The 12,866-nt window shown below is 59.0% G+C and carries 11 protein-coding genes; 3 read left to right on the forward strand and 8 right to left on the reverse strand.

Annotation, left to right across the window (positions count from 1 at the left end):
- Positions 1 to 58: 58 nt before the first annotated feature.
- The 6 genes from pdeM to VEH04_20530 form a co-directional block, all read right to left on the reverse strand.
- Positions 59 to 733 (reverse strand): ligase-associated DNA damage response endonuclease PdeM, encoded by a 675-nt coding sequence (pdeM, locus tag VEH04_20505; GenBank protein HYG25157.1) that lies wholly within the window; start codon positions 731 to 733, stop codon positions 59 to 61.
- On the reverse strand, positions 726 to 3,230 hold the full coding sequence (locus VEH04_20510; protein HYG25158.1) for a ligase-associated DNA damage response DEXH box helicase: 2,505 nt from the start codon (positions 3,228 to 3,230) through the stop codon (positions 726 to 728). Before VEH04_20510 ends, pdeM begins: the two co-directional genes overlap by 8 nt.
- A 90-nt stretch (positions 3,231 to 3,320) precedes the next feature.
- Entirely contained in the window at positions 3,321 to 3,779 is a 459-nt protein-coding gene (locus VEH04_20515) for a DUF5069 domain-containing protein (protein HYG25159.1), read from the reverse strand.
- 56 nt (positions 3,780 to 3,835) lie between these two features.
- Positions 3,836 to 5,932, reverse strand: coding sequence for a hypothetical protein (locus tag VEH04_20520; GenBank protein ID HYG25160.1), 2,097 nt, complete (start codon positions 5,930 to 5,932; stop codon positions 3,836 to 3,838).
- Between the two features lie 138 nt (positions 5,933 to 6,070).
- Positions 6,071 to 7,351 (reverse strand): DEAD/DEAH box helicase, encoded by a 1,281-nt coding sequence (locus VEH04_20525; GenBank protein HYG25161.1) that lies wholly within the window; start codon positions 7,349 to 7,351, stop codon positions 6,071 to 6,073.
- A gap of 124 nt (positions 7,352 to 7,475) precedes the next feature.
- Positions 7,476 to 7,601: a hypothetical protein gene (locus tag VEH04_20530; protein HYG25162.1), complete on the reverse strand. Its 126-nt coding sequence runs from the start codon at positions 7,599 to 7,601 to the stop codon at positions 7,476 to 7,478.
- Positions 7,602 to 7,767: 166 nt separating this feature from the next.
- Here VEH04_20530 and VEH04_20535 point away from each other — a divergent pair, with 166 nt between their 5' ends.
- Both VEH04_20535 and VEH04_20540 read left to right on the forward strand, forming a co-directional pair.
- Positions 7,768 to 8,508, forward strand: a complete 741-nt coding sequence (locus VEH04_20535; GenBank protein ID HYG25163.1) for a sulfite exporter TauE/SafE family protein — start codon at positions 7,768 to 7,770, stop codon at positions 8,506 to 8,508.
- Positions 8,509 to 8,734: 226 nt separating this feature from the next.
- The gene (locus tag VEH04_20540) at positions 8,735 to 9,196 is read left to right on the forward strand and encodes an SRPBCC family protein (protein ID HYG25164.1); all 462 of its coding nucleotides are present in this window, start codon (positions 8,735 to 8,737) and stop codon (positions 9,194 to 9,196) included.
- Between the two features lie 60 nt (positions 9,197 to 9,256).
- Here the strand turns inward: VEH04_20540 and VEH04_20545 are convergent, their stop codons facing one another.
- Both VEH04_20545 and VEH04_20550 read right to left on the reverse strand, forming a co-directional pair.
- Positions 9,257 to 9,736 carry a cupin domain-containing protein gene (locus VEH04_20545; GenBank protein ID HYG25165.1) on the reverse strand — a complete coding sequence of 160 codons (480 nt, stop codon included), beginning with the start codon at positions 9,734 to 9,736 and terminating at the stop codon, positions 9,257 to 9,259.
- A gap of 32 nt (positions 9,737 to 9,768) precedes the next feature.
- A complete protein-coding gene (locus VEH04_20550; protein ID HYG25166.1) occupies positions 9,769 to 11,793 on the reverse strand; it encodes a hypothetical protein in 2,025 nt (674 codons plus the stop codon).
- Between the two features lie 149 nt (positions 11,794 to 11,942).
- On the opposite strand from VEH04_20550, the gene VEH04_20555 reads away from it, so the two are divergent.
- The gene (locus VEH04_20555; GenBank protein HYG25167.1) at positions 11,943 to 12,815 is read left to right on the forward strand and encodes an AraC family transcriptional regulator; all 873 of its coding nucleotides are present in this window, start codon (positions 11,943 to 11,945) and stop codon (positions 12,813 to 12,815) included.
- The last annotated feature ends 51 nt before the right edge of the window (positions 12,816 to 12,866 follow it).

Consider the following 12,866-nt stretch of genomic DNA (forward strand, 5'->3'; position numbering starts at 1 on the left):
TCATGCACAGATTGAGCCGTTCGAACTCGCAGTTCGCAAGCCTGCATCGCGGGTCATCTCAACCCCGCGCCCGCGTCTTTGCTTCAAGCACCCCGCCGCCCGCCACCAGGATCACCCGGTCATCCGGGGAGGGCGTCACCGTGTGGCCGCCGGTGAACCCACCAAACGCGGGCAATACACACTGATGCTTTTGGATCCAGAAACAGCGAAGCCGCAACCGCTGCCTTGCCATGCCGCGCGTCACCACGACGGGATGCACATGCCCGCAAAGCGCGTACCCTTCTGCGGGTTCATCGAGGGGATGATGATGCAGGAAAAACGGCGGCATTGCATGGCCCTCTTCAACCGTGTCGCAGCCCATCGTCCGCGCCACGCCGGCCGCGCGCCGATCGTGATTCCCCTTCACGAGAACGACGCATGCGTCGAGCTGCGCGCGCCATTGCTGCAATTGTCGAAGGGTGTCTTCCTCACGCGCGTGTTCCGAGTGAAAGGTGTCTCCGAGAATGACGAGGCGTTCAGCGCCATACTCCGTCACCAACGCGCTCAGCCTGCTGATGTCGTCCGCCGTCGTTCCAGGCGGCACCCACCGAAGCGCATGGCGGAAGGTGGCGTCTTTTCCAAAGTGAACATCGGCCACGAACAGGGTGCGTGTGCGCGGCCAGAAGAGAGCGCGTTCCGCCAACGCCAGGACGTTTTCGCCTGCCACTTGAAATTCCAGTTCCCGCTCAGGCATGGGCGGGTTCCCGGCGCCTGCGCGGCCTTGTTTCACCCGCGCTCTCGATCACGAGCTCCATTCGCGCGACGCGATCGGCGAGCTCCTCAAGGCTGAGTTCCTGGCGAAAACGTTCGACGAAAATCGGGAACGCGAACGGCGACGGCGACTCAAGGTCAACGATTCGCATGCGGCTCGCGCTCATTTTCCGGAGCGCAGCCCGCAACCGGGTTTGTTCCAGTTGATTTTCCAGCACCTCGCGCGACGCCTGATGCAACAGGAGATTGGACGGTTCATACCGCTGAAAGACCTCATACAACAGGGATGAGGAGATCATCAGCTGCCGGGTGGATTTGCGCGAGCGCCCCACGCCTTCGTGCGTGAGCCCGGCGATTCGTGCAATCTCCCTGAATTGTCGGCGGCTCATTTCGCCTGCATTGATGCTGGCGAGAATATCTTCGAGCAGGTTCTCATCACTCAACAATCCGTTTTCAAGGGAGCGCTCCAAATCCGCTTCGTCTGGCGAAAGCAGTTCCATCCCGTGATCGTTGAATGCCAGTGAAAAGGTGGTGGGATGCTGCCGTCCCAGGCGGTAGGCAAACAACGCGCCCAGCCCCTCATGAACCAAACGTCCTTCGAATGGATAGATGAAGAGGTGATGTCCCTCGCGGCTCTTGAACTTCTCGATGAGCAGTTCGTCTGTGGCTGGAATGGCCGAGAGTTTCGACTGGATTTCCAGAACGCCCCGCAAGCGCTCCATCTCAGGCGTGTCGAAAATCCCGCGCCGCGCCGCGTCGAGCCGGGTTCGCATCCCTTCCGCGAGGCGCGTTGAGAGCGGCAGGCGCCCGCCCATCCATCGAGGCACGCCGCGCGGTCCCTTGCGGGCAAGCCGCACGTGGGCGCGCATGTCCCGCACGCGAACGAGTTCGAGGTTGCGCCCCGCAAAAAGAAACCGATCGCCGCGTTTCATCTTCGCCAGAAAAGATTCCTCAACCGAACCCAGCCGCGCCCCGCGAACAAATTGAACCTGGATCGAGGCATCGCTCGTGATCGTGCCAATGTTCATGCGATGTTCCCGCGCCAGCCGTTCGTCCCGCATCATGAAGCGGCCGTTCTCATGAGTAAGCCGCGCGAATTGAGGGTAGGCCTTCAATGACTGCCCGCCGCGCGCGGTGAAATCCAAGGCCCAGCTCCATTCCGCATCAGTCAAGCTGTGGTAAGCGAGGGTGGTCCGCGCTTCAGCGAGCAGCGCGTTCTCATCAAAACCGCCAGCCTCATCCATTCCTCCGGCGCCCACGGTGGCGAGATGCTGAACAAGGACATCGAGCGGTGCGCGCAAGGGCGGACGTCCTTCAAGGCTACCCGCAATGGCGAGGTCGCGCGCCGCCGCAATCTCGACGAGTTCGAGGGTGTTGGCTGGAACGCAATAGATGATGCTCTCGGCGCCGGGCCGATGTCCGCTGCGTCCCGCTCGCTGCAGCAACCGGGAAACGCCTTTGGGACTGCCGACTTGAAGCACCGCGTCCACGGGCGCGAAATCAACCCCAAGGTCGAGGCTGGACGTCGCAACAACGGCTCGCAGGCGCCCTGTGCGCAGCCCGTCCTCGGCATCGGCCCGCACTTCATTCGACAGCGAGCCGTGGTGCAACCCCAGCTTGCCTTCCCAATCAGGCATCGCCTGCGCCAGGCCCTGGAACCACAGCTCGGCCTGCGATCGCGTGTTGGTGAATACGATGCTGGTCGTATGCCTGCGCAACAACTCCGTCACGCCGTTCAGCAGGTGCAATCCGAGGTGCCCGCCCCACGGGTAGCGTTCCACCGCGGGCGGCAGCAATGTCTTGATGGAAGTGCGTTTCACGGGGCCGCCCTGGACGAGCGCCATTGGACGGGCATTGCCTTCGCCATCGTAACCACCGAGCGCCAGTGCCGCATCCGCCAGATTGCCAAGTGTCGCCGACAAGCCCCAAACGCGCACCGTCGGAGCCAGCGTCCGCAGCCGCGCCAGCGCGAGCTCTGTGAGAACTCCGCGCTTCGTCGAAAGCAATTCATGCCATTCATCAACTACGATCAATTGAAGTGAACGGAAGTGATGCAGGAAAGTGGGCTGGCTCAGGAGCAGCGTTGCGCTTTCGGGAGTGGTGACCAGGCATTCAGGCGGACGTTCTGAAATCTTCTTCCGCTTGTGCGCCGAGGTGTCGCCGGTGCGCCGGGCGACCTTCCAGTGCGGCCACAGTTCTGCAGTCGATGACGCGAGGGCAGACTCAGTGTCTGCGGCAAGGGCGCGCAGCGGCGTGATCCAGAGCACGCGCATGCCGCCGCCGCGATCGTCGCGGCGCATCCCCTGCAGCAGGGCGGCGAACCAGATGGCGAACGTTTTTCCCGCGCCCGTTGTGCAATGGAGCAGACCCGAGTCTCCGCGGCCGATGCGCTCCCAAACTTCGTGCTGAAAGGGGAAAGCAGACCAGCCGCGCTTTTCAAACCACGCGTGGATGCTTGCTTCGGCGGGCACACTTTTCACCGCGGAAATATACACGCGATTGCATGGTCCGCGACTCGCAGTCAGCGGATGCAATGTTGCAGGATCTGCGCCTGCTGAAGGAATCTACAGCTATTGGGGAAGCTTCAGCCGGCCTTCGTCCAAATCGATGAACTCGAACATCGTTTGAACAGTTCCCGGAGGAAGGCCCAATTCGGCGAGCCGCTCATTCAAGCGTTGCGTTCCCGCATCGCGCCAGCCCCGCTTGATCATGAACGCATTCCATATCTCGATCTCTTCCTCACTGGGCCTGCGTCCGTTCTTGAATGCCCAATCGAGGAGTTCTTCATCGCTTCCGCCCTTGAGTGTTTCGATTTCCAACTTCGCGTAATCGATCTGAAGGAACCGGCAGCAGCGCGAGTCGAAACTCGTTGACATCGAGGTGCCGCGGGCGGCCTGCCAGTCGGGTGGGAGTTTGCCTGCGGCCGCGAGCCTGATCTTATCGATCATTCGGCCGAAATAAACAATGCCGTCAATTTGATCGAAAGGGCTGCGCAGCCCTGGAATGATCGTCGGATTTGGGAGTGCCATGCCGGGAGAAAACCACGTTCTGCCGCGTTGCGCAAGGTGCGCTGGACAAGTGCGAATCACTGTTGCCGCTCGATCCACACGGGCTGCGTGAAGGCGCCGTTGGCAGCAATATCCCACACCTCAAAACGCACCCACGTCCTTCCGCTGAGATCCACTGGCGTTCGAAGCGAGCGATGGCCGAAGCTTTCAGTGTCGGAAAGATCAATGCGCTGACGGTAAGTCTTCTCTCCATCGCCCGACACGACTTCCGCAAAGGAAAGCGGGAACGTCCATTCCAATTCCGTTTCCATCACCACATGCGAATTGGTGATTGCCAGCGTCTGCCCGCTTTGCCGTCCGCCCACGTTGAAGCGAGGAATAAGAATTTCACCTGTTGTCGTGAAAAAGGCCCCGCTGCGCAACGCATCGAGCACAGGCTGCCAGCCCTCGTCAAAGCGGGGAAGCTTTGCAAGCCTCAGATAGTTCATGTTCATGTGCGCGTAGGTTTCAAAATCAGGTTCCATCAGGAACGTGTCCACTTCTCCCAGCACCTGCTTCTTCGCGCCCCAATTCGACATGTCATCGAGCAGATCCAGGACGCGCCACCCGAGCGTCGGCCGCGACAGGTCAGCCGGCATTGCCTTCCATGCAGCTCCAAGAAATCTGTCCGAGCGGAAGAATTCCGTGTTCCTGTAACGGTCCGGATACTCGAACGAAGCCTTGATGCGCGGATGCGCCGTCCACATGAGGCCGCCTTCCGCCTCGAAAAGCCTCAACACATCGGCGGGATTGCCGACTCGATAGACTTTGCCGTGGGTTTCCGTTTCTTCCATGAACGCCTTTCCTGCAGGCCGATTCAGCGTCCAGTTGATGGGCTTGGGAAAGAGGCTGAGCCAATGCCCGCCGAGATGCACGTTCGGCTCTTCGCCAGGAAGCAGGAGCAGCTTGTCGTCCGAGAGCCGCCGGCATTCCTCATGCATTACCGTTAATTTGTGCAGCCGTTCGGCTTCGGGAATGCGTGATCCATCCTCGTAATGATACTCGGCGAGGTGAACGATCTCAGCCCCGCGAGCCTTGAATGTTTTAATGAACCCGGGAGATTCCAGTTCTGGTGGCAGCGCATTGGTGGATCCGCGTTTTCGCGCGTCCAGCACTTGCTTGGAATGCTCCACATGATAATGGCTCGTGAACGTGATGTGGCCGGGAACACGCTTGTAATGGTCGCCGCGGGTGTAGCGCGCGACCTCATCGAGCGTCCCGCGTTCGCTGTCAGCTGAAAGGAGATAAAAGACTCCCAACGACTGTTCCGTCCCAGGCGGCGCGTTAAACCAGGGGACGTAACGGTTATCACCAGTCGTCGATTGGCGAATTCCAAAACCGAGGCCGCGAACGTGTCCCCGGTATCCGCTTCCCTGCCATACGAAATGAAGATTGTACGCCTCATCCTGCGGATAGAAGAAGCGGTGCGGTGCCGGGAACACCGCGAGGCTGCCCTGCTGATTGCGTGCCACAAGCGTTCGGCCAGCGACCTTGATGGGCCGCGCTTCAGCCGCAGGGTCAGGCGCGACGCTCTGCAGCTGGCCCGAGGGATCGTTCCACGCGAAAGCATCCCAGTTGACTCGTTCAGTGGACAACCCCGTGTCGTAAATAATTGCCCGCCAATCCTGCTCCGTTTTCAGGACTGTCTCGACATGGATCAACGGACTGTTTCGGTAGAACGTCAGGCGGAGGTCGCCAGCGAATGTTCCCGCGCTTGCCTCCGCGACGCTGACTGTCGTGCGCGTGCCCAGATGGGTTGTGCGCACATGGCGCCTTCCCAGTTGGACGGCGTACGTTTCGTAGTGCCGCCGCGGTGTGTTGTCGAAGAACGCTCCCCAGCCTTGCGGGTTCGTTGAGTCGCGGCTGCCGACTGTCAGGATCGTAACGGGATTCAATCCGCGCGCGATGACCTTCGGTGGCTGGCCTTCCCCTGATATCGCGAGCGACTCAATCAACGGCTGCGCTGAGTCCAGATTGACGATTGCCGTCCCTGACTGTTCTGCGGACATCGGCCACGTGATGACAGCTCTTTGCCCATCCTGTTGCACCAACACGCCGGAATCCGCGGCGCCCGCCTGGCAGACAGCCAGGAATGCAATCAACGAGCTGAGGAACGAGAAATAAAGTCGTCGCATAATATTGAAACACTTTGAGCAACGCGCCGCCGGCCGTGCCAATCGTGCGGTGATAGCTTTGCCGAAAACATGAGCACACGTTCGCGCGTGATCAAGCCAAAGGCTGTTGTTTTGATTTCAGGAACAACCGCGGGGTGATCAGCGGCGTCTTCGATGTGGCGTCCACGAACGCTGTGATCCTGATCCCGCGGGTCCTCGATGCGGCTGGTGTCCTGATCGGCTGGAGTGGGAAGCTCGATTGCCCTGCGCGTGCTCAGTTGCAGGGCGCTCGCCTTGCGGGGGTTGAACCCCGTAGTTGAAACCTTCCGCGCGCTTGCGCACAAGGCCGCGGCCGATGAACCGCTCGAGCGACCGCAACTCGGCATGGTCTTCGGGTGTGACGAAGCTGATCGCATCGCCCACGGCATGCGCGCGGCCAGTGCGTCCAATGCGATGCACATAGTCTTCGGGATGCATCGGGAAATCGTAATTCACCACATGCGAAATGCCGTCCACGTCAATGCCGCGCGCGGCGATATCGGTCGCGACAAGCACCCGGACCGCGCCTGATTTGAAGTCCTTCAAAGCGCGCAGCCGTTGATTCTGTGAACGGTTGGAATGCAGGGTCGCGGTCCGGATCCCCTTTTGTTCCAGTTGCCGCGCCAGCCGGTCAGCACTGTGTTTCATCCGCGAGAAAACGAGCACCATGTTCATCTCCGGCTCCGCCAGCAAATGGAGAAGCAGACTCGTCTTCAGATGTTTCGGCACTTCATACACCAACTGCGTCACCGTTTCGGCAGGATTGGCGCGACGGCCGATCTGGATTGTTTTCGGCGAGCGCTGGAAATCGTGGGTCAAGGCCTCGATCTCCCGCGACAATGTGGCTGAGAAGAGCAGGGTCTGTCGTTTGTTGGGCAACTGTTGCACGATCCGGCGAATGGATGGCAAGAATCCCATGTCGAGCATGCGGTCGGCTTCATCGAGCACAAGGTGCCGCAATTGCGAGAAATTTGCGCAGCGCTGGCCCATCAGGTCGATCAGCCTTCCGGGAGTGGCAATGATGATGTCCGTCCCAGCGCGCAGCGCCTTGATCTGCGGGTGTTCCCCAACGCCGCCATACACGGTGGCCACGGTCAGGGGCAGATACTTGGAGTACGCCTTTACGTTCTCCTCAATTTGCACGACGAGTTCGCGCGTGGGGGCGATGATCAGGACGCGTGTCGCGCGATGCTGATTTGTGCTCGAATTGGCGAGCTTCGTGAGAATAGGCAGCGTGAACGCTGCGGTTTTTCCGGTGCCCGTTTGCGCGATGCCGATGAGATCGTGGCCGCCAATGATCGGGGGAATGGCGGCGACTTGGATGGGCGTGGGTTCAACGTAACCCGCTTCCGTCACCGCCCGCAAAATGTTCGCATCCAAACCTAAATTCGTGAAAGGCATAGCGCGCAAGTGTGCCAGCGTCTGGCGCAATAGCACGCAATAACCTCTCGCATTTTGGGCAATGCGCCAGGGTTCGGCCATCCCTTCGATTCGCGAAGAGACGGCATAAATCGCAGCCTGATCCTTACTTCTTTTTTCCGGCGGTTTGCTTCGCCGCAGCAGCCTGCTTCTTTTTCTGATCGGCTGCGCTGGCTTGTGTGTTCTTCTGGTTGGACTTCTTCTGGTTTGCTTTTGGTGAGCGATCGCCCATGGGATTGTCTTTCGTTAACCGAGTTGCGCTTCCTGAACGTCAGTGTCCGGAATGCTCGCACATCATCATCATGGCCACGCATCTGTAAACGAATTTCGGGCTGGTTGATGCTCCCGCGATAGATTCTGCGCGACTCAGGGCCTGCCGATTGGCACCATCCACGCCCTTGAACCTGGAACCGTGGCAATGGATTTTTTTGGCGGTTGGGGCGTTTTTCAGCGGCCTTTCGAAAACAGGGATCGCGGGGCTCGGCATCCTCACTGTTGCCTTGTTCGCGAACGCACTGTCTGCCCGTGACTCCACCGGCGCGCTGCTGCCGCTGTTGATTTGCGCGGACGCTTTCGGTGTGGCGTTCTTCCGCAAGCATGCCGATTGGTCTCAACTCCTGAAGCTCTTTCCATGGGTCATCATTGGCGTGGTGCTCGGAACATTGGCGCTGGGTGCATTGAATGATGCCCAGGCACAGCGAACCATTGGCGGGCTGCTTGTCGCCATGGTGGCGATGCAATTCTGGCGCCGCCGGCAATCCGGCGACATTGCCGCACGGCTTCCCCACAGCCGCGTATTCGTGGCGCTCACGGGAATTGCGGCGGGGTTTGCCACGATGACTGCAAACGCCGCCGGGCCGATCATGTTTATCTACCTGCTGGCCGTGGGTTTGCCAAAACTTGCATTGGTCGGAACAGGGGCGTGGTTCTTCCTGATCGTCAACGTCTTCAAGGTTCCGTTCAGCGTGCACCTCGGCTTGATCCACGCAGAATCGCTTCTCATCGACGCAATCCTGTTGCTCCCGATGATTCCGGGCGCGCTGCTGGGACCGGTCATTCTCAAGCGAATCAACCAATCGATGTTTGAGACGATGGTTCTGGTATTCACCATCATCGCCGCAGTCCGCCTGTTGATCTGAACTCAACCGCGAGACTGCACAAAAGGAAACCCTGCCAAACCCGAAAATGCATTGTGCCCGCGCATCGTCTACATAGATTGAGCGCGTCCCCGTCGTCCTCTGCGGCGCAATCCATGCGATGCCCCGGACACGGACTGCCACGAGGCAAAACATCGACGGGAAACAAAATGTCCAGAACGGGATGCGCCGTTCGTCATAACAGATAACACACAATCCAAAGAACCGTATGACAGCAAACAACACCAACACCGTGCAGTTTCATCGAGTACTCCGCGCCACGCCGGAGCGGGTTTATCGCGCGTTCCTGGATCCTGACGCGATGGTCAAGTGGCTTCCGCCCAACGGATTCACGGCCAGGATGGAGAGCATTGATGCCAGGGTCGGCGGCAGCTATCGCATGGCGTTCACGAATTTTAGCACCGGCAGCAGTCACTCATTTGGGGGAACCTATCTGGAAATGAAGCCGAACGAGCTGATCCGCTACACGGACAAGTTCGACGATCCGAACCTGCCGGGTGAGATGGTGACGACCGTGGCGCTGAAGCCGGTTTCCTGCGGGACAGAATTGAAAATCTCGCAGGAAGGAATTCCGGCGGTGATTCCCGCTGAAGCGTGCTACCTCGGCTGGCAGGAATCGCTGACGCTGCTGGCAAAGCTGGTCGAAGCGGAAATTCCGGACCACAGTTGAGCCGCGTGGAAACCTGTGGCGCATACGGCGGCTCCGGGACGGTTCCGCTCGTATGCCTGCTTAGGATGGCGCAGACGCTGGCTTCGATGGCGGCCACGTCGCGCCAGCCAGTTCGCGCGGAAGTTGCGTCGGGTCGACGGGGTAGATGAGCGATAAATCCATTTTGGATTTCGAACCCTGAAGAAATTCCAGTTCCTCCGGGGCGCCCACCACCAGCCAGAGCACATCAGCTTCCGTGTCATTGAACACCTGCCGCAACTGGTCCGGTCCGACCAAAATGCCGCCATGCTTGGGCACGGTCAGTGTTTCATCGCCCACCCGGATTTTTCCGGTGCCTTCGAGGACCAGATAAAACTCCTCCTGCCGCACGTGCTTGTGGAGAGTGTTTGCACTTTTAGGGGGCATTCGCCAAAGGCGGGCCGCGAGATTTTCGCTCCCTGTTCGCTCCAGGAAATCCGCATTGGGGATCTGCATCAGGTTGGAGGGGCGCCAATGAAGATCGTCTGGCGTTATGAGTTGATAGCCTTGGAAGGTTTTCATTGGCGCAAGAATTTCACTGACGCGGCGTCAAATCAACCCGCTCGTGATTGCGCCTTGAGAGCAGGGGTGCGAAAGGCGTTTTGCACGTAGCAAAACAACAACGCCGTTAGGACCGCTGCGATCCCGGCATTTCTCCATTGAGTTACATCCGCAAACACATGCCAGCGGTCGAAGGCGGCATAGAAGGCGAGACAGAGAATCGCTGAATACGGAAGTGCCAGAACCAGCAGCGGAAGCTCAGTGGGCACTCGTGTGGAGTCGCCGCTGAACGACGCATTGATCTCGTGCCGCCTCCAGGAGTTCCAAATGAAATGTATCAGCGCTGATGTGCAGCGGATTGCGACGCCGATCAAGGCCGCCAGCGTTGCGAATCGAGCGAGCGGAACCAGCTTTTCCGGCAGCCATCCTGGCGGTGTGAAGAGCGCGGGTATCGAAGGCGAATGCCAGATCCAAATGCCCAGTCCCACTGCGACCCATCCGATGAGCGACATCAGGTTGCCGAAGCGAAGGCACCTGATCCGCCACAGGGCGCGGTCGTCGGCCAACACATCGTGAGCGGGAATGAACTGCTGCAGCGAGCTGTTCGCCGTGTCCGCGCAGATGCGCGCCAACTGCAGCACAAAGCCATCGATGTTTTCCCAATATGTGGTGTGATCGCTCAGCGCTGATCCCTCATTGAATATCAGCGCAGATTTGAATTGATTCGACGGCGGTTCGGGCGGGGTGGTTCGCGTGGGTCCGTTTGGAACTGGATCAGCCGACGCATAGAAGTCGAACCAGTGTCCCAGCCCCGCTGGCATGGAAACCAGGGTCACAGCCTTTCTCATGTCCTCCGATAACACCAAATAGACACCCGCCAGGAGCAGGATTAAATCGTAATAGAAGAGGCTTACCGAGAAGAGGGGAAGACTTGTTTTCTGCGCCGCATAAATCGCAAGGCCGATCAGCGCCAGCATGCCGAAGACGATGGAATTAAGGACGATGCTTTGTTCGTGCTGTCTGATGAAAGCGAACTTTTTGCCAAGTGACGCGATTGCCTTCCGCCCGGCCATTGCGATCGAAATGACGAGGGCAAGACACGCGCCGAGCGCACCGACGGCGATCAGGATCATCCGAACGGTTGTGTGTTGTTGCAGAACGGAAACTCCGAGTCCGAGGATGATTGCGCAGGATACCAGCATGGCGCCCATGGCGCAGTTCACTGGATTGAAGCCAAGGCGCCTCGGCATTCCCGTGGCGAGCTTCTTCAAACAGGTGAGTTGATTTGTGCCGGCGCCAAACGTGACAAGCGTGTCAGGAACCAGGTTGCTTTCCGACGATGCGTCCGCTGTCTTGAAAGATTCATCCTCGGGATCTCGGATCGCCCCGAGCGCGTCGAGCACCACGGCTGCACCTTGGGAGTGCGCGACAATCATCGTTTTATCAGATTCGGTTTTAAGCCATTTGAGGTCTTCCCGAAGTCGTGTCCTGATCAATGCTGCGCGAATCGGGCTTTCCACAAAAACGAGGCTGTCGCCGACAGTGGATATCAGCGTTCCCTGCGCGGCCATCAGGAATGCACGCAGCTGGGGGATAGGCAATGCTCCAATAACCAATGAGATGGCGAGACCGAAAACGAATACAGGTGCGAGGACGAGCGCGGCCAATAACTTCAAAACTGTAACCGCAACACCCCACGCCTTGCGCCAGCCTTTCTGCTCCCGAAGCTGCCAGTGGCTTTGCGCAATATGTAAAGCGATCGCCCAGGGCAGGGCCCGTCCGCTCCAGGAAACCAATTCCTTGTAGCTTGGCGGCAGGAAAACATCGGCCCACCATCCGTCCGCAATAAGCCAGGTCTGTTCGCCATCGGGTAGTTGGAGCGACACAATGGCTGATGCCGGAGTGTCATTATTATGGCCCCGCTCGGAAGTCGCGGTTTTGACGGTAACCGGAACTTTGCCATGTGTCGCCAGCCTGATCGTCTTGAGCAGGGCATCGCCCCAATGGATGAGGGATTCGCCGGAAGGCTGGGTGCCGATCCCATGCACCAGGAGAATTCCAAGTTGATGTTTGGGCATGTTACTTTTCCGGTGAGGGGCGTGCAGAGGTTTATCAGCTCGAGCCCCGGCCTGCACCTGAAATCATTGAGCTCGCCGTGCCCCAGCCGGCAACTTTCCTGATGCAAGGGCCGATGCATTATGTATGATCCACGCGTTCCCGCACCTATATGTTGAATCTCTACGATGCCGTGCGTTTGAACCCGGGCTACAACAAGCTCGAGATTGGAGGCTTTCTCTTCGCCGAATACACCTGCGGCGCGAATGATACGCTGCTGCCAAACTGGACTGAGTCGGATTATCTCGTGCACGTGGTCACCGGCAGAAAAACCTGGCATACATCAGATGGTGTCTGGCGGGCTAATCCGGGTGACACCCTGTTCTTCAGGAAGGGGGCGACGATCGCGGAACAGCATTTCGAAGAGGATTTTTGTCTGCTGATGCTTTTCATTCCCGACGGTCTCATGCGGAGCACGGTTCGTGAGGTTGTGGAGGCTTTGCATGCTGACAACAGGGAGCCGCGGCCGATCGGGACAGCGTTGCGAGTGCAGAACGATCTTGCGCTCTCGGCACTGTTCCAATCGATGAGGACGTATCTATCAGGCGACGAGCCGCCGGCCGAAGCGTTGATTCGCCTCAAGTTCAAGGAATTGGTCATCAGCGTTTTGACGAGCGGCACCAATTCGGATTTGGCTGCATACTTCCGGGGGGCGGGTGCAAACGACGCGCCGGGGATTGCCGAGATCATGGAGGCAAATTACCGCTTCAATCTTTCCCTTGAGGAGTATGCGAAGCTTTGTCATCGGAGCCTGTCCTCGTTCAAGCGGGAGTTTCAGGCGATCTACAAGCAATCTCCCGGAAAATGGCTGCTCCAGCGGCGCCTCGGCCACGCAGCGAAGTTGTTGACCGGTTCGCAGAAAAGTGTCACCGAAATTGCGTTTGATAGCGGGTTCGAGGACGTCTCGCACTTCAGCCGCGTGTTCAAGGAACGATACGCGGTCCCGCCCGTCAGCTACCGGGAGCAGTCGATTGTCAGAGCTTGAACCGCACAACCAACTGATTGGCCTGGACAGCAAAGCATGCTGGCCGGGAGT

It is taken from the genome of Verrucomicrobiia bacterium (assembly GCA_035629175.1).
Lineage (GTDB): Bacteria > Verrucomicrobiota > Verrucomicrobiia > Limisphaerales > DASXHY01 > DASXHY01.

Coding starts and splice junctions, on each gene's coding strand:
- pdeM (HYG25157.1), bottom strand. CDS start 733: ATGCCTGAGCGGGAACTGGAATTTCAAGTGGCAGGCGAAAACGTCCTG.
- VEH04_20515 (HYG25159.1), bottom strand. CDS start 3,779: ATGGCACTCCCAAATCCGACGATCATTCCAGGGCTGCGCAGCCCTTTC.
- VEH04_20520 (HYG25160.1), bottom strand. CDS start 5,932: ATGCGACGACTTTATTTCTCGTTCCTCAGCTCGTTGATTGCATTCCTG.
- VEH04_20525 (HYG25161.1), bottom strand. CDS start 7,351: ATGCCTTTCACGAATTTAGGTTTGGATGCGAACATTTTGCGGGCGGTG.
- VEH04_20530 (HYG25162.1), bottom strand. CDS start 7,601: ATGGGCGATCGCTCACCAAAAGCAAACCAGAAGAAGTCCAACCAGAAG.
- VEH04_20540 (HYG25164.1), top strand. CDS start 8,735: ATGACAGCAAACAACACCAACACCGTGCAGTTTCATCGAGTACTCCGC.
- VEH04_20545 (HYG25165.1), bottom strand. CDS start 9,736: ATGAAAACCTTCCAAGGCTATCAACTCATAACGCCAGACGATCTTCAT.
- VEH04_20550 (HYG25166.1), bottom strand. CDS start 11,793: ATGCCCAAACATCAACTTGGAATTCTCCTGGTGCATGGGATCGGCACC.
- VEH04_20555 (HYG25167.1), top strand. CDS start 11,943: ATGTTGAATCTCTACGATGCCGTGCGTTTGAACCCGGGCTACAACAAG.